The sequence below is a fragment of the Ruegeria sp. H9 genome (genome assembly GCF_056532915.1).
The window spans coordinates 157,438-182,080 of the sequence record NZ_JBQFNX010000003.1 but is presented as its reverse complement, the minus strand read 5'-3'; the positions used below and the strand labels follow the sequence as shown (position 1 = coordinate 182,080).

At 57.1% G+C, this 24,643-nt stretch carries 26 protein-coding genes and 1 tRNA gene; 17 read left to right on the top strand and 10 right to left on the bottom strand.

What is annotated here, in order from left to right:
- Window positions 1-8: 8 nt before the first annotated feature.
- Window positions 9-332 carry a TIGR02300 family protein gene (locus tag ACR0CZ_RS15080; protein ID WP_170402007.1) on the bottom strand — a complete coding sequence of 108 codons (324 nt, stop codon included), beginning with the start codon at window positions 330-332 and terminating at the stop codon, window positions 9-11.
- A 100-nt stretch (window positions 333-432) separates the two neighbouring features.
- Here ACR0CZ_RS15080 and ACR0CZ_RS15075 point away from each other — a divergent pair, with 100 nt between their 5' ends.
- From ACR0CZ_RS15075 to ACR0CZ_RS15065, 3 genes are all read left to right on the top strand, one after another.
- The gene (locus ACR0CZ_RS15075) at window positions 433-1,125 is read left to right on the top strand and encodes a M48 family metallopeptidase (RefSeq protein ID WP_480502831.1); all 693 of its coding nucleotides are present in this window, start codon (window positions 433-435) and stop codon (window positions 1,123-1,125) included.
- Window positions 1,126-1,155: 30 nt separating this feature from the next.
- Window positions 1,156-1,803, top strand: a complete 648-nt coding sequence (locus ACR0CZ_RS15070) for a GntR family transcriptional regulator (protein ID WP_170395556.1) — start codon at window positions 1,156-1,158, stop codon at window positions 1,801-1,803.
- A 111-nt stretch (window positions 1,804-1,914) separates the two neighbouring features.
- Window positions 1,915-3,045, top strand: a complete 1,131-nt coding sequence (locus tag ACR0CZ_RS15065) for a lytic murein transglycosylase (protein WP_170395558.1) — start codon at window positions 1,915-1,917, stop codon at window positions 3,043-3,045.
- Between the two features lie 4 nt (window positions 3,046-3,049).
- On the opposite strand, the gene ACR0CZ_RS15060 is transcribed toward ACR0CZ_RS15065, so the two are convergent.
- Entirely contained in the window at window positions 3,050-4,012 is a 963-nt protein-coding gene (locus tag ACR0CZ_RS15060) for an acetyl-CoA carboxylase carboxyltransferase subunit alpha (protein ID WP_170395560.1), read from the bottom strand.
- Window positions 4,013-4,133: 121 nt separating this feature from the next.
- Here ACR0CZ_RS15060 and ACR0CZ_RS15055 point away from each other — a divergent pair, with 121 nt between their 5' ends.
- Entirely contained in the window at window positions 4,134-4,967 is an 834-nt protein-coding gene (locus tag ACR0CZ_RS15055) for an AraC family transcriptional regulator (protein WP_480537172.1), read from the top strand.
- Window position 4,968: 1 nt separating this feature from the next.
- Here the strand turns inward: ACR0CZ_RS15055 and ACR0CZ_RS15050 are convergent, their stop codons facing one another.
- A complete protein-coding gene (locus tag ACR0CZ_RS15050; protein WP_170395564.1) occupies window positions 4,969-5,565 on the bottom strand; it encodes a LysE family translocator in 597 nt (198 codons plus the stop codon).
- 72 nt (window positions 5,566-5,637) lie between these two features.
- On the opposite strand from ACR0CZ_RS15050, the gene ACR0CZ_RS15045 reads away from it, so the two are divergent.
- Window positions 5,638-6,090 carry an Lrp/AsnC family transcriptional regulator gene (locus tag ACR0CZ_RS15045; protein WP_170395566.1) on the top strand — a complete coding sequence of 151 codons (453 nt, stop codon included), beginning with the start codon at window positions 5,638-5,640 and terminating at the stop codon, window positions 6,088-6,090.
- A gap of 118 nt (window positions 6,091-6,208) precedes the next feature.
- On the top strand, window positions 6,209-6,787 hold the full coding sequence (locus ACR0CZ_RS15040; protein WP_170395568.1) for a PA14 domain-containing protein: 579 nt from the start codon (window positions 6,209-6,211) through the stop codon (window positions 6,785-6,787).
- 39 nt (window positions 6,788-6,826) lie between these two features.
- Here ACR0CZ_RS15040 and ACR0CZ_RS15035 read toward each other — a convergent pair whose 3' ends face one another.
- Window positions 6,827-7,789 (bottom strand): L-malyl-CoA/beta-methylmalyl-CoA lyase, encoded by a 963-nt coding sequence (locus ACR0CZ_RS15035; RefSeq protein WP_170395570.1) that lies wholly within the window; start codon window positions 7,787-7,789, stop codon window positions 6,827-6,829.
- Window positions 7,790-8,084: 295 nt separating this feature from the next.
- Between ACR0CZ_RS15035 and dgcN the strand changes: the two genes are divergently transcribed.
- The 3 genes from dgcN (at window position 8,085) to ACR0CZ_RS15020 (ending at window position 10,991) form a co-directional block, all read left to right on the top strand.
- Window positions 8,085-9,086, top strand: coding sequence for an N-acetyltransferase DgcN (dgcN, locus tag ACR0CZ_RS15030; protein ID WP_170395572.1), 1,002 nt, complete (start codon window positions 8,085-8,087; stop codon window positions 9,084-9,086).
- Window positions 9,087-9,154: 68 nt separating this feature from the next.
- Window positions 9,155-10,120: an N-acetyl-D-Glu racemase DgcA gene (dgcA, locus tag ACR0CZ_RS15025; protein WP_170395574.1), complete on the top strand. Its 966-nt coding sequence runs from the start codon at window positions 9,155-9,157 to the stop codon at window positions 10,118-10,120.
- Window positions 10,121-10,130: 10 nt separating this feature from the next.
- Window positions 10,131-10,991: a D-amino-acid transaminase gene (locus tag ACR0CZ_RS15020; RefSeq protein WP_170395576.1), complete on the top strand. Its 861-nt coding sequence runs from the start codon at window positions 10,131-10,133 to the stop codon at window positions 10,989-10,991.
- Window positions 10,992-11,036: 45 nt separating this feature from the next.
- Here ACR0CZ_RS15020 and ACR0CZ_RS15015 read toward each other — a convergent pair whose 3' ends face one another.
- The 3 genes from ACR0CZ_RS15015 to ACR0CZ_RS15005 form a co-directional block, all read right to left on the bottom strand.
- A complete protein-coding gene (locus ACR0CZ_RS15015; protein WP_170395578.1) occupies window positions 11,037-11,351 on the bottom strand; it encodes a DUF1244 domain-containing protein in 315 nt (104 codons plus the stop codon).
- A 114-nt stretch (window positions 11,352-11,465) separates the two neighbouring features.
- Window positions 11,466-11,705 carry a DUF6868 family protein gene (locus ACR0CZ_RS15010; RefSeq protein ID WP_170395580.1) on the bottom strand — a complete coding sequence of 80 codons (240 nt, stop codon included), beginning with the start codon at window positions 11,703-11,705 and terminating at the stop codon, window positions 11,466-11,468.
- Window positions 11,706-11,792: 87 nt separating this feature from the next.
- On the bottom strand, window positions 11,793-12,530 hold the full coding sequence (locus ACR0CZ_RS15005; protein WP_170395582.1) for an N-formylglutamate amidohydrolase: 738 nt from the start codon (window positions 12,528-12,530) through the stop codon (window positions 11,793-11,795).
- A gap of 118 nt (window positions 12,531-12,648) precedes the next feature.
- Here ACR0CZ_RS15005 and pyk point away from each other — a divergent pair, with 118 nt between their 5' ends.
- From pyk to rplT, 5 genes are all read left to right on the top strand, one after another.
- Window positions 12,649-14,094, top strand: coding sequence for a pyruvate kinase (gene pyk, locus ACR0CZ_RS15000; protein WP_170395584.1), 1,446 nt, complete (start codon window positions 12,649-12,651; stop codon window positions 14,092-14,094).
- A gap of 243 nt (window positions 14,095-14,337) precedes the next feature.
- Window positions 14,338-14,775: a universal stress protein gene (locus tag ACR0CZ_RS14995; RefSeq protein ID WP_170395586.1), complete on the top strand. Its 438-nt coding sequence runs from the start codon at window positions 14,338-14,340 to the stop codon at window positions 14,773-14,775.
- Between the two features lie 14 nt (window positions 14,776-14,789).
- A complete protein-coding gene (locus ACR0CZ_RS14990; protein ID WP_170465878.1) occupies window positions 14,790-16,340 on the top strand; it encodes an alanine/glycine:cation symporter family protein in 1,551 nt (516 codons plus the stop codon).
- 182 nt (window positions 16,341-16,522) lie between these two features.
- The gene (rpmI, locus tag ACR0CZ_RS14985) at window positions 16,523-16,723 is read left to right on the top strand and encodes a 50S ribosomal protein L35 (RefSeq protein WP_010443552.1); all 201 of its coding nucleotides are present in this window, start codon (window positions 16,523-16,525) and stop codon (window positions 16,721-16,723) included.
- A 14-nt stretch (window positions 16,724-16,737) separates the two neighbouring features.
- The gene (gene rplT / locus ACR0CZ_RS14980) at window positions 16,738-17,103 is read left to right on the top strand and encodes a 50S ribosomal protein L20 (protein WP_008756009.1); all 366 of its coding nucleotides are present in this window, start codon (window positions 16,738-16,740) and stop codon (window positions 17,101-17,103) included.
- 331 nt (window positions 17,104-17,434) lie between these two features.
- Here the strand turns inward: rplT and ACR0CZ_RS14975 are convergent.
- A tRNA-Ser gene (locus tag ACR0CZ_RS14975) sits at window positions 17,435-17,524 on the bottom strand.
- A gap of 334 nt (window positions 17,525-17,858) precedes the next feature.
- Between ACR0CZ_RS14975 and ACR0CZ_RS14970 the strand changes: the two genes are divergently transcribed.
- Both ACR0CZ_RS14970 and ACR0CZ_RS14965 read left to right on the top strand, forming a co-directional pair.
- On the top strand, window positions 17,859-18,785 hold the full coding sequence (locus ACR0CZ_RS14970) for a FecR family protein (RefSeq protein ID WP_480554137.1): 927 nt from the start codon (window positions 17,859-17,861) through the stop codon (window positions 18,783-18,785).
- A 21-nt stretch (window positions 18,786-18,806) separates the two neighbouring features.
- Window positions 18,807-21,068 (top strand): adenylate/guanylate cyclase domain-containing protein, encoded by a 2,262-nt coding sequence (locus ACR0CZ_RS14965; protein WP_170395590.1) that lies wholly within the window; start codon window positions 18,807-18,809, stop codon window positions 21,066-21,068.
- Window positions 21,069-21,288: 220 nt separating this feature from the next.
- On the opposite strand, the gene hemC is transcribed toward ACR0CZ_RS14965, so the two are convergent.
- Window positions 21,289-22,245, bottom strand: a complete 957-nt coding sequence (gene hemC / locus ACR0CZ_RS14960) for a hydroxymethylbilane synthase (RefSeq protein WP_170395592.1) — start codon at window positions 22,243-22,245, stop codon at window positions 21,289-21,291.
- A 107-nt stretch (window positions 22,246-22,352) separates the two neighbouring features.
- Here hemC and hemE point away from each other — a divergent pair, with 107 nt between their 5' ends.
- Window positions 22,353-23,387, top strand: a complete 1,035-nt coding sequence (hemE, locus tag ACR0CZ_RS14955; RefSeq protein WP_170395594.1) for a uroporphyrinogen decarboxylase — start codon at window positions 22,353-22,355, stop codon at window positions 23,385-23,387.
- 58 nt (window positions 23,388-23,445) lie between these two features.
- Here hemE and ACR0CZ_RS14950 read toward each other — a convergent pair whose 3' ends face one another.
- Window positions 23,446-24,540, bottom strand: coding sequence for a CaiB/BaiF CoA transferase family protein (locus ACR0CZ_RS14950; RefSeq protein WP_170395596.1), 1,095 nt, complete (start codon window positions 24,538-24,540; stop codon window positions 23,446-23,448).
- Window positions 24,541-24,643 lie beyond the last annotated feature (103 nt).

Below are 24,643 nucleotides of genomic sequence, written 5' to 3'. Positions count from 1 at the left end.
GGGATCCATCAGTTTTCGTCTTCTGACGACATGTCCTTGATATCGTCGAGTGAAACGTTATCGCCATCGTCATCGTCGTCCAGCAGATCATCGTCCAGTTCGACATCGACGTTGTCGTCATCATCCAGAACGATGTCTTCGTCCGACGACGCTTCGCGCGCCTTGACCGATGCGGCATCTTCAGCATCCGCGGCGATCATCCGGCTTTTTCCGGTGTCCAGCTCCACGACCTCGCCCGTATAGGGGCTGACGATCGGGTCCTTGTTCAGGTCGTAAAACCGTTTGCCGGTTGTCGGGCAGACACGCTTTACGCCCCATTCTTCCTTGGGCATATCAAATCCCCTTGATATCAGGTGAATCTCATCAATGATTCAGGTCACCTGCCACATGCGGCAGGCACTGTCAAAGCCTTTGCGCAAAGGAGGCCCACCCATGGGGCGACACGCATTGCCCGGAACACCTCCTGTGCCGCTGACACTGCGCAGATCGGCGCGCGCACGGCGGATCAGTTTGCGAATTTCCCAATTGGATGGACGGGTTACGCTGACCTACCCGACAGGGGTGGCTGAAGCCGAAGCGCTGGATTTCGCACAGCAGAAAGAGGGCTGGATCCGCGGGCACCTGCAGGATCGACCCAGCATTGAAGCAGTTGGCGTAGGGCAGTTCATTCCGATCGAGGGTACGGCGCGGCGAATCGTTCCTGCATCGGGGCGGAGGGTCGTGCTGAGTGGCGATGCGATCGGGGTTCCGCCCGGTGCCGAAGCACGGCGACTAGCGCGGTTTCTAAAAGAGCTTGCCCGCGATCGTCTGACCGGTGCGTGCGATAATTACGCGGCGATGCTGGGGCGTTCGTACAGTAGCCTCACTTTGCGCGATACGCGTTCGCGCTGGGGGTCGTGCAGTTCTGCGGGCGGGTTGATGTTCTCGTGGCGGTTGATCCTCGCCCCGACAGAGGTTCTCCATTATGTGGCCGCGCATGAAGTGGCGCATCTTGCCGAAATGAACCACTCACCTGCGTTCTGGGCGCAGGTCGAGCATATTTTTGGCCCTTACAAAGAACCACGCCGCTGGCTGCGAGACAACGGGGCTGAACTGCACAGATATCGCTTCGACTCCGTCGCTTGACCTCAGCGCGATTTGTGATCACATAAACTCATGTTAACCTCACGCCCCGCCGAGTCTCATACGGCAACCCATGATCGCGTTTATCGCGCCCTCAGATCCCGCATCATGCATGGAGAGATTGCCCCGGGGCAGGCGTTGACGCTGCGCGGGATTGGCAAGGAATTCGGTGTGTCGATGACTCCGGCGCGCGAGGCGGTGCGGCGTCTGGCAGCAGAAGGTGCGTTGTTCCTGTCCACCTCCGGTCGGGTATCAACGCCGGAACTCACCCGCGATCGGATCGAAGAGCTGGCGGCGCTGCGCGCGCTGCTTGAGGTTGAACTGGCCAGCCGGGCCCTGCCGCGCGCGCATATGGCTCTGATTGACCGGTTGCAAAGCATCAACATGGCAGTGGCCGAGATGGTCACGAAACGCGATGCGGTGGGATATATCCGTGCAAATCTGGAATTTCACCGCACGCTGTATCTACGCGCTCAGGCCCCCGCGATGCTTGCCATGGCCGAAACTGTCTGGCTGCAGCTGGGTCCCACGATGCGTGCCCTATACGGTCGGTTGCGGAGGACCGAGCCACCGCACTACCATCGCCTGATCATCGCAGCACTTAAGGCCGGGGATGAGCCTGGGTTGCGACTAGCAGTGCGTTCGGATGTGACCCAGGGCTTGCGGCTGCTTGTGACCTGAGCGGCTTGTTGCCCATCTCTCAACTCAGTTGATTTAGGATGTCGCTTTGCTGGCTTGAGCGACCGGGCTGCGCTATTCTGAACGCAAATCACAACAAGAGCAGATTTAACCATGATTAATCGAAGAGTGTTTTCCTTAGGGCTTGGTTCAACCCTGTTGGCGGCCTGTTCCACAGGCACCGCACCCAACAGTGCTCCGGCTTCGCGGATGCGTGCGGTTCCGAACGCAGGATGGGATGCCTGGGTGGCCAGTTTCAAAAACCGGGCAGCGTCACAGGGCATTTCTCAGACGACCCTTAGCCAAGCGTTTCAAGGCGCAGGATATCTACCCGACGTGATCGAACGCGATCGCAATCAGGTCGAATTCAAACGCTCGCTTGAGGATTATCTGGCGATTGCTGCCTCGGATGAACGGATCAACACTGGCAAGCAAATGCTTGTGCGGCATGCAGGAACTCTGTCGCAGATCGAGGCCCAATACGGTGTCGACAAGGAGGTCGTCGTGGCTGTTTGGGGCCTGGAAAGCCGTTATGGTGCACGGCGGGGCGATGTGCCGGTGATCTCGGCAACGTCGACTCTGGCCTATGACGGGCGGCGCGGAGCGTTTTTTGAGAAGCAACTGGTGGCGGCGCTGAAGATCATTCAAGAGGGCGATACGACCCCGGCTAACATGACCGGCAGCTGGGCCGGAGCGATGGGCCACACACAGTTCATTCCGACATCTTACCTTGCTTATGCGGTCGATTTCACTGGCGACGGGCGGCGCGATATCTGGTCCGATGACCCAGCAGATTCACTTGCGTCAACGGCTGCTTATCTGGCACGTGCCGGTTGGGTGCGAGGGCAGCCTTGGGGCGGTGAAGTGGGCACGGTTTCGGGCACGCCGGTGGCAGTGTTGCAACCGCAGACGCCTGGCCCACGTATTGCTGTGTTCCGCAATTTTCAGGTGATCAAGCGCTACAACAATTCGGACAGCTACGCGATCGGCGTAGGTCATCTTTCTGATCGCATTGCTGGCGGCGCGCCGTTCCAAGCGTCATTCGGGCCGGATGCGACCGGTTTGACGCTGGAGGATCGTAAAGAACTGCAGCGCCGCCTGACATCCGCGGGCTATGACACACAAGGCGCAGATGGTGTTATCGGCAAGAATACTGAGGCGGCAATTAGCGCCTACCAGCGCGCCAACGGGTTGTCCGTGACTGGCCAGCCTTCGGTGGCTCTGTTGCAGCGGTTGGGTGGCTGACGGGTTAAGCCGCCAGCCCTTTCGAACCGATATCCAGGAACTTCTGACGGCGGTCCTTGATCAGGGCTGCCGCGTCTTTCCCATCAAGCTCTTCCAGCATCGAGGCAATTGCAGACCGCACGGCTTCGACCGCCGCCGGGCGGTTGCGATGTGCACCGCCCTTGGGCTCGGTGATGATGTGGTCACAAACGCCCAGCTTGTGCAGATCCTGAGCGGTAAGGCGCAACGCTTCGGCGGCCTCGCGCATTTTTTCGGCATCTTTCCAAAGAATCGACGCGCAGCCTTCGGGCGAAATCACCGAGTAGACCGAATGCTCCAACATCGCTACGCGGTTCGCAGTCGCAAAGGCGACCGCGCCACCAGAACCACCTTCGCCGATGATTACGGACACCAAAGGAACGCCAATCTTTAGGCACATCTCGGTTGAGCGCGCGATCGCCTCGGATTGGCCACGTTCTTCCGCCCCCTTGCCGGGATAGGCACCCGCAGTGTCGATCAGAGTGATCACCGGCAAGCCAAAGCGGCCCGCCATCTCCATCAGGCGCACAGCTTTACGATACCCTTCGGGCCGGGCCATGCCGAAATTGCGTTCAATCCGCGATTTGGTGTCGCTGCCTTTTTCGTGGCCAATCACCATGACGGGTTGATCGTTGAACCGCGCCAGACCGCCAATTACCGCCAGATCGTCGGCAAAGTTCCGGTCACCAGCCAGAGGAGTGAATTCGGTGAACAGTGCGTCCACGTAGTCGTTGCAGTGTGGACGTTCAGGATGCCGTGCAACCTGACATTTCCGCCATGGTGTCAGATCGGCATACAGCTCATCCAGAAGCTTGGCGGCCTTGGCATCCAGCGCGGCGGCCTCTTCGGTCACATCCATTTCTTCATTGGCACGGGCCAGCGCGCGCAGCTCTTCAGCTTTGCCTTCGATCTCGGCCAGCGGTTTTTCGAAATCCAGATACTGGGTCATGACGCCTCTCAACGCGGAAGTTCCCTGCTATATGACTAATGCTTGTCCGGGATGCAACTCAGCAAGATTTGTGGTTGTGGAATATGCGATCACCGTTGGGCAAAGTGAAGGAAGGATACTGATGGCTGCCAGCTATGAAGATCGCGTGCTGCGTGTGTTGACCTACATTCATGACAACCCCGCCAGAGACTTGTCTCTGGACGCCCTTTCCGAGGTTGCGGCCATGTCGCGGTTTCACTGGCATCGCGTGTTTCGCGCCATTACTGGCGAGACCTGCGCGCAGGCCACCCGTCGGATACGCCTGCACCGTGCCGCCTGCTGGCTGGTGCAAACAGACAGACCGGTTACGCGGATCGCGACCGACATTGGCTATCCGAACCAAAAATCCTTTGCGCGGGCCTTTTCCGAGGCCTACGGCAGCAGCCCCACCGCGTTTCGACGTGCGGGGCAAATACTGCCGGCCCATCCAATGTTCAAAACCGGAGGATATCCGATGCATCCCGTAACAACCCGAACCGAACCGTCCCGCCGAGTCATAGCGCTGCCACATAAAGGGGCGTATGCCGAGATTGGCCGCAGCTTTGAGGCCTTTGGTGCCCTGTGCGAATCCCGCAAACTGTGGCCGCAAGTCGGTCCGATGATCGGGCTGTATCTCGACAGTCCGGACGATGTGCCCGAGGATGAATTGCGCAGTTTTGCAGGTGCTGAATTCTGCGGTGATGATACGCCCGAGGGGATGGAAGACCTTGAAATTCCGGGTGGCAAAACAGCGGTGCTGACCTTCAAGGGACCTTATTCCGGCCTTCACGGCGCGTATCAGGCATTATTTGGCAATTGGTTGCCCGAGTCTGGCGAAGAACCTGCGGACCATCCGTGTTATGAGATCTATCTCAACGATCCACGAGAAACGGCCCCCGAGGATCTGTTGACCGAAATTTGCCTGCCGCTCAGGTAACCTAATTCGGCCACAGCACCGGATAGAGCGAGGCCACAAGCAGGGCCGCCATCGTCCAGTTGAATGCCAGCAATCGGTGCGGGTTCGTCAGGATTCGCGCCATTTGCTGTCCAAGAACCGTCCAGGTGCTGACCGAGGGCAGGTTGATGGCTCCGAACACCAGCGCGACCAGCAGAATCGCGTTGATCGTTTGGTCGGGCGCATAGGCGGCTGTCGCGGTCAACGCCATCGCCCAGGCTTTTGGGTTCACCCATTGGAACGCTGCAGCCTGCAGGAACGTCATCGGGGTGCCTGCAGCATCGGCACCTTTGGCGGGCGCTGCGTGGGCGATTTTCCAGGCCAGATACAGCAGATACAGAACCGACAGTACTTTTAACACGGTATGACTGATCGGATACCGGTCAAAGATCTGAACCAGACCCGCCCCCACCAGAAGCACCATAAAGGTAAAGCCCAAACCAATGCCCAGCATATGCGGGATTGTCCGGCGAAAGCCGAAATTCGCACCCGATGCCATCAGCATAAGGTTGTTAGGGCCTGGAGTGATTGACGAGACAAAAGCAAACGCGATCAGGGCCATCAGGATATCGTAGGTCATGGCTGCATTTTCTCGCTGAACCCGGCAAATGAAATTGCGTATTCGTGCGTTCTAAGGTTAATGTTGCAATAAATGGCGAAGATTGATCAGATCAACCAACATATATTGCAAGAGCTTTCGCGGGACGGTCGCATCAGCAACCTCGATCTTGCCGAGCGGGTGGGCCTGTCGCCCTCTGCCTGCCTGCGCCGTGTGCAGGAGCTTGAGCGGGCAGGGGTCATTTCCGGCTACCGAGCAGTGCTGAACCCGGCGGCGCTGGGGGTGGGTTTCGTTGCCTATATCGGCGTTGGTTTGGGCGAGCACACCAAGGTGGCGCAGGAAGGGTTTGAAAAAGCCCTGCAACAAGCACCCGAAGTGGTGGAATGTCACAATATCACCGGCACGATCGAATACCTCCTACGGGTCGAATGTGCCGATTTGCCCTCCTACAAAACCTTCCACACCGAGGTGCTGGGTACACTGCCGCATGTGACCTCGATCACCTCATATGTTGTGATGGGATCGCCCAAGGATATGCGTGCGTGACCATTAAAAAGTGATTTTTAACCATCTTGCGAGGTCAAAGTTCAGCGCCTAGTGTCATCTCAACAGGATCGTCGGCAGGGATTAACCCCGAAGCAGGCGCAAATTCAGGGAGTAGACCATGACATTTTTCCGCACCGGAGCGCTGGTGGCTGCCTTGGCAATGTTTGCCGGCGCTGCGACAGCAGCACCTTTGAAGTTACAGCCAGCTAGCCCTCAGCCCAGCCCAAAAGCCGGTTTGAACGTAAAATACAGTTGGGAAGGTAACCCGCCCCGCAAAATCCAGAACCTCTCGAAGGTCAATCATCTGCTGAAAAAGGCAAAGCCGGGTCAGCCCCTCAGAGGTTTGGACTACAGAGACACGAACGAAGGTGATCCTGTCCTGACCTACAATCAGGCGTTCAATGTTGCCGCGGAAATCAGCGGATATATCCGGTTTGATTCACCCGGAGTTTACGAGCTTGAGACCTGGTCGAACGATGGGATTGACGCCTGGGTCGGCGGTCAGCAGATCGGCTATGTCAACGGCCGTCAGGGCTGCGAAGCCAACCAACGCACCGAGGTTGAGGTGCCGCAGGCGGGTTGGTATCCAATCAAAATCAAGTATTTTCAGAAATACGGCACATCCTGCCTGATGATGAAATCAGGAAAGAAGGGTGAGCGTTTCACATGGACACCAAACAATGTATTTGGACGCTGATCAGTTCGATTAGGGCGCTCAGTTGAGCGCCCTTTATTCTTAGCTACCCGCCGCGATCAATTCCGCCTGTGCCACAATAACCTCGGCCTGTTTGATCGAAGCAATATCGACCAAACGCCCTTTGTAGACCGTCGCGCCTTCGCCATTGGCTTTTGCCTGTTCCATGGCGGCCAGAATCTCGCGCGCTTCGGACACTGCTTCATCCGACGGTGTGAAGACCTGATTGGCCAATGCGATTTGCTTGGGGTGGATGGCCCATTTGCCGACCATCCCCAGCGTGGCAGACCGTTTGGCCTGCGCGATATAGCCCTCATCGTCTGAGAAATCGCCAAACGGGCCGTCGACAGGCAGCACGCCATGAGTCCTGCAGGCGGCGACAATTGCGGCCTGCGCCCAGTGCCACGGATCGGACCAGTGCTTCTCACCCTCGCGCAGCATATAGTAGTTTTCCTGCGTACCCCCGATGCCGGTTGTCTGCATGCCCATTGAGGCTGCAAAATCTGCGGCGCCAAGGCTCATGGCCTGCAGGCGCGGGGATGAGGCTGCGATTTCTTCGACATGCGCCAGTCCGGCGGCGGATTCGATGATCACTTCGAATGAAATTGGCTTGGTTCGGCCCTTGGCGCGCTCGATCGCGGTGACCAGCGCGTCCACGGCATAGACATCGGCCGCGCAGCCTACCTTGGGGATCATGATCTGATCCAGACGGTCGCCTGCCTGTTCCAGCACATCAACCACGTCACGGTACCAATAGGGTGTATCCAGCCCATTGATCCGAACCGACATGTATTTATTGCCCCAATCAACTGTGTTCAGCGCCTCGATTACGTTAGCGCGAGCGGTATCCTTGTCGGAAGGAGCCACCGAATCTTCTAGATCCAGATTAATGACGTCTGCAGCTGATGCTGCCATCTTGGGAAATAGCTTGGTGTTCGAGCCCGGGCCAAACAGTTGGCAGCGATTGGGCCGGGCCGGAGCGGCAGGTTGGATGCGGAAGCTCATTTGGACCTCATGCGAGTAAGGAAATTGCGTTTAGGGTTGGTCATGGGATATTAAATTGCGCAATGCTGCGCAAGCGTGATTGTGCATATGCGGCAATGCGTATGCAGCATGATTGAAGATACTGGCAAAATGGGGAGCTTAAAGTTTGATCAGTTTAAAAACTTCGAACAATCTTGTGCAAGAAAGCCAAAATACGCAAAAACTTCCCGCTGTGGGCGGGCAGGCAAGAAGAATTTGAGAAACCCTCGTCAAAACGGTTCTCTAGCTTAAGCCAGAATCAAAGGAGTGCACCGCAATGATCGAGACACCGTACCTGTTGTTTTTGGGCGATGCGCCCGACTTGTTGGCGGCCAAAGTGGCCATTGGTATCCGGGACTGGCGTCCTGAGAATGCCGTGGGTCAAATAAGGCTGGATGGTTGCAAGACTGATTTGGGTCTTACCGAAATGACACTTGCCGAAGGTAAAGCTGCTGGTGCCAAGACTCTTGTCATTGGTGTTGCCAACCGGGGTGGGGTCATCAGTGAGGCCTGGAAAGAGGTTCTGATCGCAGCGTTGGAAATGGGTTATGATCTGGCGTCGGGCCTACACAACCTGCTGCGCGACGAAGGCGATCTGGTTGCTGCGGCGCAGACTCACGGCTGCACATTGCACGACGTCCGTGTACCGACCGTAGGATATCCTATCGCAAACGGCCGCAAGCGTACTGGTAAGCGGTGCCTGGCCGTTGGAACCGACTGCTCTGCCGGCAAGATGTACACTGCGATGTCCATGGACGCTGAAATGCGCAAACGCGGCATGAAATCCACCTTCCGGGCCACCGGTCAGACCGGAATTCTGGTCACGGGTCAGGGCGTTCCGCTGGATGCGGTTATCGCCGATTTCATGGCGGGATCCGTTGAGTATTTGACACCGGACAACGATCCGGATCACTGGGATCACATCGAAGGGCAGGGCTCGTTGTTCCATGTGTCCTATTCTGGCGTGACCATGGCGCTGATTCATGGCGGTCAGCCCGACGCGCTGATCCTGTGCCACGAGCCGACCCGGACCCATATGCGAGGATTGCCTGAGTATTCGCTGCCGACGCTGGAGCAGTTGCGCGACACAGCGCTGCCGCTGGCGCGTGTTGCTAACCCGGAATGCCAGGTTGCGGGCGTGTCGATCAACACCCAGCATCTGAGCGAAGACGACGCACACGCATACATCGCCAAGGTTGAGACCGAGATGGGTATCCCAGCAACCGATCCTTACCGGTTTGGTGCCGGTAAACTGGTGGATGCGCTGGCCGCACTGTGATCTAAGCAAGTTGCCGATCGCCCCTTGCTGTCGGCAACAGACACCACTTTCGATGAAAGGTTGAACGCGTGCAGATTGACGTTTCCCGCGATGTATTTCGGCTGGCGCAGGTATTCACTATCTCGCGCGGCTCACGTACTGAGGCAAAGGTCCTGACGGTTCGGATCTCGGATGGTGTGCATCATGGTTGGGGCGAGTGCGTGCCCTATGCGCGCTATGACGAAACGCTGGATTCAGTCGAGGCCGAGATTGCCGGCCTGCCCGACGTATTCTCTCGCTATTCCCTGATGGATCTGCTGCCTGCCGGCGCGGCTCGGAATGCAGTGGATTGCGCGCTTTGGGACCTTGAGGCGAAACGCTCCGGCAAACGGGCGTGGGAGCTGGCGGAACTTGCCGCACCGGGGCCTAAAGTTACGGCCTATACTCTTTCCCTGGACACTCCCGAGGCAATGCAGGCACAGGCGGCAGAAAATGCGTTACGACCCTTGTTGAAGATCAAACTTGGTACACCGGACGACATGCCCCGGCTTGAGGCTGTGCGGGCTGGTGCGCCGGACTCCAAAATCATTATCGACGCCAATGAAGGTTGGTCTGCTGAAGTGTACGCCGATCTTGCGCCGCATCTTGTGCGACTGGGCGTTGCTCTGGTTGAACAACCTCTGCCAGCCGGTGAGGATGATGCACTGATCGGCATGGATCGTCCGGTGCCGGTATGTGCCGACGAATCCTGTCACGATCGGGCCAGCTTGCCTAAGTTAAAGGGCAAATATGATGTGGTGAATATCAAACTCGACAAGACCGGCGGTCTGACCGAGGCGCTGGAGTTGCGCAAGGCCGCGCTGGCCGAGGGCTATGGCATCATGGTCGGATGCATGGTTGGAAGTTCGCTGGCCATGGCACCTGCAACGCTGGTCGCGCAGGGTGCGATGGTGACGGACCTTGACGGACCGCTTTTGTTGGCAGAAGACCGCGACACACCCCTGATTTTTGATGACGCCGGAGTGCATCCGCCCAAAGCGGCACTTTGGGGCTGAGGAGAAGAACATGACCCGCACCGTTTATGTGAATGGCGAATACCTGCCTGAAACCGAGGCAAGCGTCTCGATCTTTGATCGAGGTTTCCTGTTTGCAGACGCCGTCTATGAAGTAACCAGTGTGCTGGATGGTAAGCTGGTCGATTTCGAAGGCCACGCGGTGCGGCTGAAACGCTCGCTGGACGAGTTACAGATGGCTGAACCCTGCAGCAAAGAAGAACTTCTGGAAATCCATCGCAAACTGGTCGAGCTGAACGACATCGAAGAAGGTCTGATCTATCTGCAGGTTTCGCGCGGCAGTGACGGCGACCGGGATTTTGTGTTTCCGTCAGCGGATACCAAGCCTACGCTTGTTCTGTTCACGCAGAATAAGCCAGGTCTGGCCGACAGCCCCGCGTCGAAGAAAGGGGCCAAGGTTATTTCGATCGACGACATCCGATGGGGCCGACGCGATATCAAAACCGTACAGTTGCTGTATCCGTCCATGGGCAAGATGATGGCGAAAGCGGCTGGCTGTGACGATGCCTGGTTGGTTGAAGACGGCTATGTCACCGAAGGCACCAGCAACAACGCCTATTTCGTCAAGAACGGCAAGATCGTCACCCGCCCGCTGTCCAACGACATTCTGCACGGCATCACCCGCAAGGCGGTTCTGCGCATGGCAGCCGAGGCGCAGATGGAGATTGAGGAGCGCCTGTTCACCATCGACGAGGCGAAAGAGGCGGATGAGGCCTTCACCACTTCGGCCAGCGCCTTTGTCATGCCGGTTGTTGAGATTGATGGCGTGGCACTGGGTGATGGCACGCCGGGCCCGATTGCCAAACGCCTTCGCGAGATCTATCTGGACGAAAGCCGAAAGGCTGCAATCTAAACCAAATGCCCGCCAGTATGGCGGGCATTTTTCGTTTTCGGGGCGTCAGCCTTTTTTCGTGACGTTCTCTTCAAACGCGACCTTGAAGGCGGCTTGTTTCTCGGCGTTCGCTTCGGTCTGGTAGTTGGCCTTCCACTCATCCATGGTCATGCCATAGAAAATCTCGCGCGCTTCGTTTTTGTCCATGTCGATGCCCTTGGCATTGGCTGCTTCCTGATACCAGCGCGACAGGCAATTGCGGCAGAACCCGGTCAGATTCATCATATCGATGTTCTGTACGTCGGTGCGATCCTGCATCAGATGCTGCTGCAAACGGCGAAACGCTGCGGCCTGAAGTTCGATTTCAGTTTGCTTGTCCATTGTCGGGCTCCGAATGATTGTCTTGCGTTCTGAACCTGACCTAGCAATCCGTGGGCCATGTTACAACGAACAGGAGGGGCCTTAAGGCCCCTTGGAACGTCAGGTTTGGATGCTTTATGCCAGTTTGAGGGCCAGCCACGGCACAAGGCAAAAAATGATTGTCAGGATTTTGTAGTTCGCAAGATATCTGAAATAGGCCCTCTTTACGTCGGCCCGTTCCATTTGGAACATTCTGCCATGTACGCCTGCGATCCAGTCCTGCATGATGATGATCATCAGCGTGCTGAACAACAAAACCGCAATGTTAAGGGCGGTCATCCAGCCGAAGACAGTTGTCAGGAATTCCTGAGTCATGGTCGTCTCCTTTCCCTTAATATATGGGTGTCAGTATATTGGCTCACAATATTTCGAGGATCGGAAGCGGCATGAAGTGACCTTACGTCATAGTCCGCTATCGTTCAGTGCATCCTGCAGAATAACGGCCAATCGTTCGGCCCAGCTGCGTTGCCCGTCATGATCCGCAATCAGATCATTACGCAGCTCGATCAGTGCATTAGGACGGCCGAAACTGCTGCAATGCTTGTCGATCGCATCGCCGGGTAGCACACCTGTATAGGGTTCATTTACCCCAACGCACAGATCATCCTCGGCGTTCAACCGGTTGATCAGCGGGCGCGAGAACCGCTCATCCGGTGTGTGCAAGACGCCGATGTGCCACGGCCGAGGATCGCGGCCACGGAGCTGGCGCGTAAAGGAATGCATCGAGATGATGACCGCATGCGGCAGGGCTGCAAGCTCTGCCAGCGCATCGTGATAGGGCCGGTAGCACATGGTCAGACGACGCTCACGCTCGGTCGCATCTGCGTGTCGGTTACCGGGGATGATCGAGCCGTCATAGAGCTTCATCAACAGCGTCGGATCGTCCTCGCCCCGGTTGGGGTCAATTACGAGGCGCGAGAAGTTGGCTGCGATTACGGGGGCGTTCAGGACCTCACCCAGATGTTTTGAGACCTCGTAGGCGCCCACGTCATAAGCGATATGGCGTTCCATATCTTCGCGCGGCAGGCCCAGGTCTCCGCCGTTGATATCGGGCGGCACCATGTTGGTGGCGTGGTCGCAAGTAATCAGCCAACGCGACGGGCGATCCGCGCCGTGAACAAAAAACGGAGAGTATGTCATGAGCCTGTCATCTTGTTTGCCGCAGGTGTAGGACAGTTGCGTTGGAAAGGGAATTGCGCAATAAGCAGCCTGAGCAATGTTTGCGGTAACATTTACGCGTTTGAGGAGAGCCTGATCAATGCGACGCCTGAGAAATGTGAAAATCGTGGCGACGCTGGGACCGGCGTCCAATGACTATGATACCATCCGTGCGCTGCATGAGGCCGGGGCCGATGTATTCCGGCTGAACATGAGCCATGGCAGCCACGATGAGATTCGCGAGAGGCACCGTATAATCCGGCAGATCGAAAAGGATCTGGAAAGCCCGATCGCGATCCTGGCCGATCTGCAGGGGCCAAAGCTGCGCGTTGGCGTGTTTGCAAATGATGCGGAAGAACTGGAGGAGGGCGCCGCATTCCGTCTGGATCTTGATCCGGCAGCCGGGGATATCACCCGGGTCTGCCTGCCACATCCCGAAATTTTTGCCGCATTGGAGCCAGGTGCGCGCCTGCTGGTCAATGACGGAAAGATTCGTCTGATCGTACAGGATTGCGGACAGGATTTTGCACATTGTACCGTTGAAGTCGGCGGCACGATCTCGAACCGCAAGGGTGTGAACGTGCCTGACGTGGTGCTGCCATTGGCAGCGCTGTCGGCCAAGGATCGCGACGATCTGGAATTTGTCTGCCAACTGGGTGTGGACTGGTTGGCGCTGAGCTTCGTTCAGCGTGCCAAGGATGTGTTCGAGGCGCGCGCACTGGCGGATGGCCGAGCATCGATCTTGTCCAAGATCGAAAAACCTGCTGCGGTCGAAGCTTTTGACGATATCCTTGACGCCTCAGACGGGATCATGGTTGCGCGGGGTGATCTGGGCGTCGAACTGCCTGTTTCGGCAGTCCCCCCGATCCAAAAACGTCTGGTGCGTAAATGCCGTACAGCCGCGAAGCCTGTGATTGTCGCAACCCAGATGCTGGAAAGCATGATCGAAAGCCCAATGCCCACCAGAGCAGAGGTTTCGGACGTGGCCACCGCGATCTACGAGGGTACTGATGCAATCATGCTGAGTGCTGAATCGGCTGCTGGTTCTTATCCCATCGAGGCGGTTCAGACGATGAACAAGGTTGCCATCGAAGTTGAAGCTGACCCAACCTACACTCAAATTATTGCCGCGTCGCGTACCGCCAAGGGTACGACCATCGCGGACGGGATCGTGGCTGCGGCACGCGAGATTGCCGAAAAGACTGACATCAAAGCCATCTGCTGCTTCACTCAAAGCGGGACCACCGCCTTGCTCACCGCCCGTGAGCGTCCCGGTGTGCCTATCATCGCAATGACCCCCGCCACCGGCACCGCCCGCAGGCTTTGCCTGAGCTGGGGCTGCCATTGCGTCTTAACCCCTGAACAAGAGCGGTTCAAAGGTGCGGTCGTCAGCGCCGCTCGCGCCGCCCGATCGGGTGGTTTCGCCGCTGAGACTGATCAGATCGTGGTCACCGCCGGCGTCCCTTTCAATGTTCCTGGCACCACCAACATCTTACGTATCGCCCCTTGTGATGAACGGCTGATCTACAACACTGATCCGGGCTAAGCCCGGATCACCACTACTAATTTCAGTTTGATACCAAGCGTATGCCTAATATTTGGGCGTATAATAATATTTATTTACAGTGCCTTAGAAGTTTGGGGGTTGTATCCAGCAATAATCTCTCTGTTTTTGCGTGTTTTTTCGGGATACTTGCCCTTAGGGCGGTCTACTCAAGCAAGTTCCAGGTTCCGGCTGCCCTGCCGGGGGCGAGGGCCCCGGCCAAAGCAACAATAACGGAGGAACGGCATGACAACGAAAATTGTCATAGGACTGGACGGGACAGAAACCGGAGAACGCGCGATCGCCTTTGCCAAAGACTTGGCCGGGCGTATCGGTTCATGCGAGCTTCTAGCGGTTTATGTCATCGAATGGTCTCCTTTCACATTCCAGACACCAGAAGAGAACGCCCTGCGCCACAAACGGCGCGAAGAAGAGGTTGCGTTAGCCACGTCACGGATCATCGAGCCAGCGGTCGAAGCGTTGAAGGCTGCAGGATTCGAGGCGCGCGGCATCGTCCGTCACGGAGATGTGGCGGAAACGCTGAATGCAATCACGGTTGAAAACGGTGGCTCCCAGATCGTTGTGGGTCGGGCCTCGGCAGATGGGTTTAAAAAACGCCTGTTTGGCAGTTCGACCCAGAACCTTGTCATGCACGCCGATGTTCCGGTTACGGTCGTGAACTGAGGGGAGAGATTATGATGAATATTCAGAACAAACTGAGTCTGGCAGCACTTGCCGCTCTGGTTGCGAGCCCCACTGCCGCACAGGAGGCGGTCGGGTTGGACGATAAAATCAACCAGGCCTTTGCTGATTTCACCGGGCCTTTCGTCAGCTTTATTTTTGCCCCGTTTCCGGGCACCGGGTTCCCTTGGATCGTGGGTTGGCTGGTGATCGCCGCGACCGTCTTCACGCTTTATTTTGCCTTTGTACAATTGCGTTTCTTCGGTCATGCGATCAGCCTTGTGAAAGGTGACTATTCTGATCCCAATGATGCGGGTGAAGTTAGCCACTTTCAGGCGCTGGCAACGGCGCTGTCCGGTACAGTTGGCCTCGGTAATATTGCCGGTGTTGCGGTCGCCGTCGGTATCGGCGGGCCAGGTGCAACTTTCTGGATGATTGTCGCGGGCCTGTTGGGCATGGCGTCGAAATTCACCGAATGTACGCTGGGTGTGAAGTACCGCAACGAATATGATGACGGCACCGTTTCTGGTGGTCCAATGTATTATATGTCGAAAGGGTTCAACGAACTGGGCCTGCCGGGCGGTAAAATTCTGGCCGTTCTGTTCTCGATCTTCTGCATCCTTGGCGCGCTTGGTGGGGGCAATATGTTCCAGGCCAATCAGGCGCATCAGCAGATCGCAGGCATCGTCGGAGATTACCCGGGCTGGATCACTGGCCTGGTCTTTGCAGGCATCGTCTTTGCAGTGATCGTGGGTGGCCTGAAATCCATCGCGCGCGTGACTGAGAAAGTCGTTCCTTTCATGGGCGTGATGTATGTGGCCGCGGCGCTGGTGATCATCCTGATGAACGCGGATCAGATCGGTTGGGCCTTTGGCCAGATCTTCGCAGGAGCCTTCACCGGTCTTGGTGTTGCTGGCGGTATGGTCGGCGCATTGATCCAGGGCTTCCGGCGTGCGGCGTTCTCGAACGAAGCGGGCGTTGGTTCTGCGGCGATTGCCCACTCGGCGGTTCGCACCAAAGAACCGATCACCGAGGGCTTTGTGTCTCTGTTGGAGCCGTTCATTGATACGGTTGTGATCTGTACCATGACCGCGTTGGTGATCATCATCACGCAGCAGCTGATCGTCGATCCGGAGACCGGAAACTATATGCTGAACGAAGCCGGTAATGCCATCGCAACGGTTGACGGAAACTCGGGCGTCAGCCTGACTTCAGCCGCCTTTGGCAGCGCGTTCAGTTGGTTCCCTTACGTTTTGGCAATCGCAGTAGTTCTGTTCGCCTTCTCGACCATGATCAGCTGGTCCTACTACGGCCTCAAGGCCTGGACCTACCTGTTCGGTGAGGGTCACACCAAGGAACTGGTGTTCAAGGTCATCTTCTGCATCTTCGTAGTCATCGGTGCAGCGGCTAACCTTGGCCCCGTTATCGACTTCTCGGATGCGGCGATCTTTGCCATGGCGGTTGTGAACGTCTTCGCGCTCTACTTCCTGATGAAAGTGGTACGTCAGGAACTGGCGTCCTACGCCGAACGGCTGAAGAGTGGCGAAATCCGCAAATTCGAACATTAATCCAAACTACCGGGGCGGCGCGCGTCGCCCCGGTGCCTAGCCAGCCTGCAAAAAGCGCAGATTCTGGACCAAACCCCCTTGCCAGTATGACCGAACTTGCGTAAACGGCGCTTCTGATCGCGTGACCGGCCGAGATGGCATGCCGAGTCGCGTTTGAAACCGAACCCCGAAAGGAGACGGAAATGCCTAAGATGAAGACAAAGTCGAGCGCCAAAAAGCGCTTTAAGGTGACTGCGACCGGTAAGGTCCTTGCTGGCCAGGCCGGCAAACGGCACGGCATGATCAAGCGGACCAAGAAATTCATCCGCGACGCCCGTGGCAACACCACCCTGTCCGCCCCCGACGCCAAGATCGTCAAGGGCTACATGCCCTACGACCGCTAAGAGGAGATTAAGAGATGTCCCGCGTTAAAGGTGGAACCGTAACTCACGCCCGTCACAAGAAGGTCATCAAGGCTGCCAAAGGTTACTATGGCCGCCGCAAGAGCACCTTCAAGGTTGCCCGTCAGGCCGTAGACAAGGCCAACCAGTACGCAACCCGCGACCGCAAGAACCGCAAGCGCAACTTCCGCGCGCTGTGGATCCAGCGTATCAACGCCGCTGTCCGTTCGCATGACGAGGCACTGACATATTCCCGCTTCATTAACGGCCTGAACCTGGCCGGTATCGAAGTGGACCGCAAAGTTCTGGCCGACTTGGCTGTGCACGAACCGGAAGCGTTCGGCGCGATCGTCGCCAAAGCACAGGCCGCGCTGGCTGCCTGAACCTCTTTCGAGAGACAGTGAATGAAAGGCCGTCCCAGTTGGGACGGCCTTTTTTTGAATCCGTAACGGGTGTCGATTGCGCCAGTTTGCCAAATTGAGCTTTCTAGGGCGACGAAGATAGATATCTCACCGCCTCCAACATCCTGGGCTGAATTGTACTGCAGACAACGCACCAAGCTCCGGCATCAGGGTGCAATGGTTGATGCGAGCGATCCAATCCGCCTTGAGAAATGGTAGTGTGCAACGCCCGTGAAATGCCGTGAATTCAGTGGGATGATTTTATGAGATCGTTCAGACCATGGCAGGCATCGCAGGTGATGCCCGGTATGGGTGGCGGAGACGAAGGGATTCGAACCCTCGAGACGGTTTCCCGCCTACTCCCTTAGCAGGGGAGCGCCTTCGACCACTCGGCCACGTCTCCGCTGGCCGGTATATCCTTGCCTGTCATCCAGATACAAGGCGATTTTCTATGTCTGGAAAATTTTTCTGAATACCGATGATCAAACCCACAAGAAGGAGCGCTGGGGCTACCGGAAGCAGGGGTGCGAAACCCCCGAAATGCTGAAAAACATGCAAAACCTTGCCAACTCCACCTGTTCTGGCGCATATTTGTCTAGTTTTAAGGCTCTAATAACTATTCAGATTTAGCTTTCTGAGGCGACAGATATCGGGCGTGGGGTGTTTGGCACCCTGGTAGGTACCTTTTGGGGGAAGGGGACTTGGGTTTGGCCTGGTTGAAATTGTTTTGTGTTTTCTTGGTTCTAGCGACGCTGCCTGCGTCGGCCATCGCATCAATCGGAAAAGTGCTCAGTGCTAAACCGGGCGCGGATATTATCCGGGCCGGTAAAAAGATACGCTTGCGTGAAGGGATGGATGTTGTTTCAGGCGATACTATTTCGACCGACAGATCAGGCGTGGTTCAATTGGTGTTCGTAGATGAAACCAAGATCGCGGTTGGTCCGAACGCGCGAATGGTCCTGGATGTCTCGATGCTGCGAGGCAATCGGAAGGCAAAAAACTTCACCGTGCAGGCGCTGGGCGGCAGTTTCCGTTTCATCTCGGGCAAAAGCAGAAAGCGCGCTTATTCGATCAAAACGCCCGATGCCACCATGGCCGTGCGGGGAACGACATTTGACATGTGGATTACATCCGGCAGCCAAAGCGCGATGCTGGTTATCGAGGGCACCGTTCAGATGTGCGGCCGACGCGGGTCGTGCCGGTCGGCAAGCCGACAGTGCAGTCTCTTTGCGACCGGTTCGGGCGGTCAGGTGGGGCGCCCGATAGATCAGGAGCAGTATGACAAAGCGCTAAAAGGTGGTTTCCCCTTCATACGCTCGCAAACGCAACTGCTGCCACCGTTTCGGGTGAGTGCCGAAGGGTGTTCGGGCAGACAGGCTCAGGCCCTAAAGATTGAATCTGAAAGGCCAGAGCGGCGCGAAGCACGGCGGCAAACGGAACAAGGTCGTTCTGAGGTGTCGGCGGCCCGCGAAAGCGGGCGATCCGAAGCGCCAGACCGGGCCTCAGCCAGCGCCGAAGGGCGTTCCGGGACATCAGCGCGCGCAGGTGTAAGCGCCTCGGGTGAAACGAGAACATCCGTAAACGCATCCAGTGGAGATAGCGGTGGATCGGGTGTCAGGGCAACGGCGACGGCAGGTAACGCTTCAGCGATAGCTGGTTGGTAGCATCAGGTTACATATATTTTCATGTTCCCCTGCGCCTGGAAGGTGAACGTGGTGGGTAAGATAAGAGACAAAATTGGGCATCGATTAGTATTCAGGCTTGTGGGCTTGGCGCTGATCCTGATGGGCTGCTTCATTAGGGTCGCGGATCCGTATCCCGTTCAAATGTCCAGATTGATTTACTTCGATATCCTGCAGCGGATTTCACCACGGGCCTACAACCCGGATCTGCCGGTCCGCGTGGTGGATATTGATGAAAGGTCTCTGGCAGAATGGGGCCAATGGCCTTGGCCTCGTACCCTGTTGGGTCAGATGGTCGAACGATTGGGCGAATACGGTGCCGCTGCGATTGCCTTTGATATGCTGTTTGCCGAGCCCGACCGATACTCTCCGATGCGACTGTTGCAAGACCCGACCTTGTCCGGACTATTGCAGGTGGATCAGGCCGCGATCGATCTGGACAATGACGTCAGATTTGGGGACGAAGTTGCGAAATGGCCAGTGGTTCTGGGTGTGGCAGCCCGGCAAACCGATAGCGGTTCGGCCATTGTACCGAAGGCGGGGTTAGTCGAAATCGGAGAGAACCCCGCAGCTGGCCTTGTCAGCGTTGCCCACTGGACCTCTCTGGCGCCGCCATTGGGGGAAGAAGCGGCCGGGATCGGGGGTGTTAATGTTTCGCCCCAAGGAAGTTTGGGTGTGGTGCGACGGGTCCCTGTGCTTTGGTCCGGGCCCAACGGTGTATTACCTGCGCTTGGGGTTGAAGCCCTGCGGGTGGCCATGGGCGAATCCGTTTATTTTGCCGAAGGATCGCAGGACGAGATCGGCATCATGCTTGAGGTTGGTCTGGGTGATTTTGTGCTGCCGACCACCGAGAATGGCGAGATCTGGGTGCGTTACAGGCGGGACAATCCTGGCCTCTATCTGTCGGCCGATGATGTCATGCGCAGCGGTAGTGATCCAACGCTTCAGTCAGAGATAGAAGGACGGATCATTCTGGTCGGCACCTCTGCGGCGGGCTTGTTCGATATACGCGAAACGGCACTGGGTGAATCTGTTCCCGGTGTTTCGATCCACGCCCAGATTATCGAACAGATCATCCTTGGCGATGTGCTGAGCAGATCGGATGTTACCTCTGCACTTGAGCTGCTGGCGTTCGTGATCCTGGGCGTCGTTGTCACAGTGGTCATGTCCAACTATGGGGCGGTCGCTTCTTTTGCTGCAGGTGGTGTGGCCGCATCGGCCGTGATTGCCATCAGTTGGTTGGCGTTCCAGAACCAGTCGGTTCTGTTTGATGCGACCTTCCCTTTGGCCGGAGGTATGGCCAATTTCGGGCTTCTGGCCGGGTACCTCTTTGTTTCGACCGAGCGGGAGAAGCGGGTGATCCGCCAGACTTTCTCGCATTATGTTGCACCGGAAATCCTCGATGAGATGGAGGCCAACGGGCATCAACTGCAATTGGGAGGTGAATCTCAGGAGATCACGGTGATGTTTTCGGACATTCGGGGCTTCACGCCATTGTCCGAGTCTGTATCAGCCACCGATCTGGTGGCCTTGCTGAATGCGCTGTTCTCAGAGATCGGGGATCAGATTCTGGTCGAGCGTGGAACGATCGACAAGTTCATCGGCGATGCGGTTATGGCTTTTTGGAATGCACCGCTGCCCGTGGATGATCACCCGTGCCGCGCTGCTTTGGCCGCGCTGAAGATGCGCGGCGCGTTAGATAGGTTCAACACTTTGCCCATCATGCGCGGGCGTCCTCCCATCGCTCTGGCGACAGGCTGCGCAACCGGAGCCGCCTGCGTAGGCAATATCGGCTCGCGGCGCCGGTTCAATTACACAGTAATCGGAGATGTGGTGAATGTGGCAGCGCGGATCGAACAAAACTGCCGACATGTGGATTATGATATTCTAGTCTCAGACTCTATTCGCCGTGTCACCAATACTGATCTTGCGCTGCTAGAGGCGGGCTTCGTGGATTTGAAAGGCAAAAGCGAGCCAGAGCCTGTTTATGTACTGGTCGGAGATCGAGAAGTAGCAGGCAGTGCATCGTTTCAAAAGCTGCAGACCGCACACATAGGTCTACTAGAGGCGATACGCGCACGGGAATCACAGACCGTAGTCGCTGGGTTGTGCAAGGAATGTGCCAAGTATGCGATGGCGGTTGAGCCAGGTTTGGCATCATTCTATCGCGCGCTACCGGGGCGCATGGCGGATTTCCGATCAGAGGTGCTTCATGCGCGGCCGGTGTTTAGTCATCATCATGGTCTGCGCGAAGGTGCAGAGTAAGTACTTCGCCATATGCTTTGGAAAAGAGAACGGGGCGCTGTTGAAAATCAACTGCGCCCCGCCGGAAGTATCAATCTCGCCCCCTCGAATACCATCTAAAACAACACGGGCTAAAACTTTCGATATATTCGAGATCGACCTTCTGTCCCTATATTTAACGAATTCGGCAGGGTAGACAGTGAAGAAGTTCACATTACCCTGAAATTGTTTAAATTTTTTCTTAGCGCCAGTCGAAAAACCCTGGTCCGGCCTTTTTCAACAGAGAGGCGGCCATTGTCTGACCCAGTTTTGCGCCGTCTTCGAGCGCCCCGGTGGCCTCTTCGCTGATCGCCTCGGAACCGTCCGGGCGCAGAACTTCTCCACGCAGATGCAGTTGGCCATCTTGGACTTGTGCCAGACCGGCGATCGGTGTTTCGCATGAGCCATCCAGCCCGGCCAGCAGGCTGCGTTCAGCCGCAAGGCGTTGGCTTGTTTCAACATGATGAATCGCCGCCAGCATCTCGGCGGTGCGGCTATCGTCGCTGCGCCGTTCAATGCCGATGGTGCCCTGCGCAATGGCAGGTAGCATGTCATCAGGCGATATAGCAGTCGCGGGGACGTCTTTCATATCCAAGCGGCGCAATCCGGCCATGGCCAGGAAGGTACAATCGGCCACGCCATCTGCCAGCTTCTTCAGGCGAGTCTGCACATTGCCGCGAAACTCGACCACTTTCAGATCGGGCCGCCGATTCAGCAACTGCGCCCGGCGGCGCAACGATGAAGTCCCGACAACTGCGCCCTCTGGCAAGTCGTGAATCGAACTCAGCGTCGGAGAGATAAAGGCATCGCGCACGTCTTCACGCGGCAGAAAAGTATCCAGCACCAGCCCATCAGGCTGTTCGACCGGCATGTCCTTGGTCGAATGCACGGCGACATCAATCTCGCCCTTCAGCATCGCCTCTTCGATTTCCTTGGTGAACAGACCCTTGTTGCCAATCTCTTTCAGCGGTCGGTCCGCATCGATCATCGCGCGGTTGTCGCCGGTGGTCTTGATTACCACGATCTCAAACGCGTCCTCAGGCAGGTCGAAAGCGGCGCCAAGTCTCTGACGGGTTTCATAGGCCTGCGCCAGCGCCAGCGGTGATCCACGGGTGCCGATTTTCAGAGGCGATGCGGGGGTAGGCAATGTAAGACTCATGCGCACAGCTTTAGTCGCGTCACATTGCCCTGACAATGGGGGCAGAGCTTGACAAATTGCCACTGAGGGCCGACGCGTTGCACCAAACCGGAACACTGGGGGCACGAATGGCCGAGACAAAGAAATTGCTACGGGCGCTGGCGGGGGAAGTGCAGGATGTGCCGCCGATCTGGATGATGCGACAGGCTGGGAGGTATTTGCCTGAATATCGTGCAACGCGCGCACAGGCCGGAGATTTCCTGTCTCTTTGCTATAACCCCGAGCTTGCCGCCGAAGTCACCCTTCAGCCTATTCGCCGCTACGGCTTTGATGCCGCGATCCTGTTTGCTGATATCCTGCTTGTGCCGCAGGCGCTGGGTGCGGATTTGTGGTTTGTCACCGGCGAAGGTCCTCGCCTTTCGACAATTACACGGCAGTCGGAGTTTGATGCGCTGAAGCCGGTTGATGCAATTCATGAGACGCTCTCTCCGGTGTATGAAACCGTGCGCATCCTTTCTCGCGAGCTTCCTTCTGAGACTACTTTGATTGGCTTTGCTGGCGCGCCCTGGACAGTGGCGACCTACATGATCGCCGGACGGGGCACCCCGGATCAGGGGCCAGCCCATGCGCTGCGCGAAGAAAACACTGCGCTGTTCGAGGCGCTGTTGGATCGGATCACGGCCGCGACAATTGAATACCTGTCTGCCCAAATCGAGGCAGGGGCCGAGGTTGTCAAAATATTTGATAGTTGGGCGGGATCATTGAAGGGCGAAGCGTTTCAGAAATACGCCGTAGAACCCTGTCGCGAGATTACTGCCGCCATAAAAGCCCGCCATCCGGGCATTCCCGTGATAGGTTTCCCACGCGAAGCGGATCAGGGTTACATCGGTTTCGCCAAGGCCACCGGTGTGGATTGTGTCGCGCTGGACAATTCTGTGTCGCCCGAATGGGCTGCTGCGAATGTGCAAGTCGATGGGTGTGTGCAGGGCAATTTGGCTTCATCGCATATGGTGACAGGCGGGCAAGCGCTTGTCGATGAGACGCGGCGGATTGTCGAAGCCTTCTCAAAAGGACCGCATATCTTCAATTTGGGTCATGGTATTACGCCAGATGCAGACCCTGAGAACGTTCAATTGATGATCGATACGGTGCGCGGGCGGTAAGCCTGGCGAGGGGGCCAGCCCCCTCTTGGCCTGCGGCCAATTCACCCCCGAGGTATTTTTAGCCAGATGAAGCGGGAGGAAGTTCGTTCAAAATCTCATTTGTATGCTCTCCGCGTTTGGGGCTGGGCCGCGGTTGCCAGTTGTAGGTTGAGAATCTAGGAGCGGCTGCGGCTTGACGTGTTTCGTCGTGGTCGACCCATGTTTGGCGAGCCGAATTCATGGGGTGATCTCGTGCTTCTTGTGGACTTAGGACCGGCGCAACGCAGGCGTCTGTCCCCTGGAATAGCGCCGCCCATTCGTCGCGCGGTTTTCTGGCAAAGATTTCGCTCAACCGTTCCGTCAGATTGGGCCAAGCGGTCTGGTCGTATTGCTGAGCGAACTCCGCATCATCGCTGAGCCCGAGGATGTCCAGGAAGTGAGCATAGAATTTTGGCTCTAGACACTGAACTGAGATGAAGCCGCCATCTGCGCAGGCGTAGGTTCGGCTCCAATGCGGTCCGTCAAGCAGGCTTTGACCTCGGGTGTCGGACAGGTTGCCGGTTTGGCGCAGGCTCATCAGCAAATTCATCATGTGTGCCGAGCCATCGTAGATGGCGGCGTCCACCACCGTGCCTTTGCCTGTGCTCCGGGCATTCAGAAGCCCGGCGAGCAGACCTGCAACCAGATACATCGCACCACCGCCGATATCCCCGACAAGTGTTGCGGGCGTCAAAGGCGGTTGGCCGGGCAGCGACGCGTAGGATAAAGCCCCTGAAAGGGCGATATAGTTGAGATCATGGCCCGCTGTCTCAGAAAGTGGGCTGTGCTGCCCCCAGCCTGTCATTCGGCCATAGACCAGCTTTGGGTTCAGGTAATGACAGTCTTCCGGCCCCAGCCCCAGCTTTTCCATCACGCCGGGGCGAAAACCCTCGATCAGCGCATCAGCCGTTGCGATCAGCCGTTTTGCAACGCTAAGGTCCTGCGGGTTTTTGAGGTCCAGCGCTATTGATCGTTTGCCGCGATCCAGCAGCGAACGTTCAGGCATACCCGGAGTGACGGCGGACCCTTTGCGATGGATGGTGATGACATCGGCGCCCATATCCGCCAGCAGCATGGCCGCGAAGGGGGCTGGGCCCAGCCCTTCGACTTCGATGATGCGTATGCCGTGCAGCATGTCTTCCTCCTGCGGCGCAGGGTTTCTGTTGGGCGGAGCGAATGCAAGCGAAGAATCCCGATCCCGTGCTTTGGTTTGTGCAAACTGGTTGCCTGCATCGATG

What these genes read in the sequence shown, in the direction of transcription:
- ACR0CZ_RS15050 (WP_170395564.1), bottom strand. Translation starts at nt 5,565, where the DNA reads ATGACCTACGATATCCTGATGGCCCTGATCGCGTTTGCTTTTGTCTCG.
- ACR0CZ_RS15075 (WP_480502831.1), top strand. Translation starts at nt 433, where the DNA reads ATGGGGCGACACGCATTGCCCGGAACACCTCCTGTGCCGCTGACACTG.
- hemC (WP_170395592.1), bottom strand. Translation starts at nt 22,245, where the DNA reads ATGAGTCTTACATTGCCTACCCCCGCATCGCCTCTGAAAATCGGCACC.
- ACR0CZ_RS15015 (WP_170395578.1), bottom strand. Translation starts at nt 11,351, where the DNA reads ATGGACAAGCAAACTGAAATCGAACTTCAGGCCGCAGCGTTTCGCCGT.
- ACR0CZ_RS15070 (WP_170395556.1), top strand. Translation starts at nt 1,156, where the DNA reads ATGTTAACCTCACGCCCCGCCGAGTCTCATACGGCAACCCATGATCGC.
- ACR0CZ_RS15065 (WP_170395558.1), top strand. Translation starts at nt 1,915, where the DNA reads ATGATTAATCGAAGAGTGTTTTCCTTAGGGCTTGGTTCAACCCTGTTG.
- ACR0CZ_RS15005 (WP_170395582.1), bottom strand. Translation starts at nt 12,530, where the DNA reads ATGACATACTCTCCGTTTTTTGTTCACGGCGCGGATCGCCCGTCGCGT.
- ACR0CZ_RS14995 (WP_170395586.1), top strand. Translation starts at nt 14,338, where the DNA reads ATGACAACGAAAATTGTCATAGGACTGGACGGGACAGAAACCGGAGAA.
- hemE (WP_170395594.1), top strand. Translation starts at nt 22,353, where the DNA reads ATGGCCGAGACAAAGAAATTGCTACGGGCGCTGGCGGGGGAAGTGCAG.
- ACR0CZ_RS15035 (WP_170395570.1), bottom strand. Translation starts at nt 7,789, where the DNA reads ATGAGCTTCCGCATCCAACCTGCCGCTCCGGCCCGGCCCAATCGCTGC.
- ACR0CZ_RS15080 (WP_170402007.1), bottom strand. Translation starts at nt 332, where the DNA reads ATGCCCAAGGAAGAATGGGGCGTAAAGCGTGTCTGCCCGACAACCGGC.
- ACR0CZ_RS15055 (WP_480537172.1), top strand. Translation starts at nt 4,134, where the DNA reads ATGGCTGCCAGCTATGAAGATCGCGTGCTGCGTGTGTTGACCTACATT.
- rpmI (WP_010443552.1), top strand. Translation starts at nt 16,523, where the DNA reads ATGCCTAAGATGAAGACAAAGTCGAGCGCCAAAAAGCGCTTTAAGGTG.
- ACR0CZ_RS15020 (WP_170395576.1), top strand. Translation starts at nt 10,131, where the DNA reads ATGACCCGCACCGTTTATGTGAATGGCGAATACCTGCCTGAAACCGAG.
- ACR0CZ_RS15010 (WP_170395580.1), bottom strand. Translation starts at nt 11,705, where the DNA reads ATGACTCAGGAATTCCTGACAACTGTCTTCGGCTGGATGACCGCCCTT.
- ACR0CZ_RS14965 (WP_170395590.1), top strand. Translation starts at nt 18,807, where the DNA reads ATGTTCCCCTGCGCCTGGAAGGTGAACGTGGTGGGTAAGATAAGAGAC.
- ACR0CZ_RS15045 (WP_170395566.1), top strand. Translation starts at nt 5,638, where the DNA reads ATGGCGAAGATTGATCAGATCAACCAACATATATTGCAAGAGCTTTCG.
- ACR0CZ_RS15060 (WP_170395560.1), bottom strand. Translation starts at nt 4,012, where the DNA reads ATGACCCAGTATCTGGATTTCGAAAAACCGCTGGCCGAGATCGAAGGC.
- rplT (WP_008756009.1), top strand. Translation starts at nt 16,738, where the DNA reads ATGTCCCGCGTTAAAGGTGGAACCGTAACTCACGCCCGTCACAAGAAG.
- ACR0CZ_RS14990 (WP_170465878.1), top strand. Translation starts at nt 14,790, where the DNA reads ATGAATATTCAGAACAAACTGAGTCTGGCAGCACTTGCCGCTCTGGTT.
- ACR0CZ_RS15040 (WP_170395568.1), top strand. Translation starts at nt 6,209, where the DNA reads ATGACATTTTTCCGCACCGGAGCGCTGGTGGCTGCCTTGGCAATGTTT.
- dgcN (WP_170395572.1), top strand. Translation starts at nt 8,085, where the DNA reads ATGATCGAGACACCGTACCTGTTGTTTTTGGGCGATGCGCCCGACTTG.
- ACR0CZ_RS14950 (WP_170395596.1), bottom strand. Translation starts at nt 24,540, where the DNA reads ATGCTGCACGGCATACGCATCATCGAAGTCGAAGGGCTGGGCCCAGCC.
- pyk (WP_170395584.1), top strand. Translation starts at nt 12,649, where the DNA reads ATGCGACGCCTGAGAAATGTGAAAATCGTGGCGACGCTGGGACCGGCG.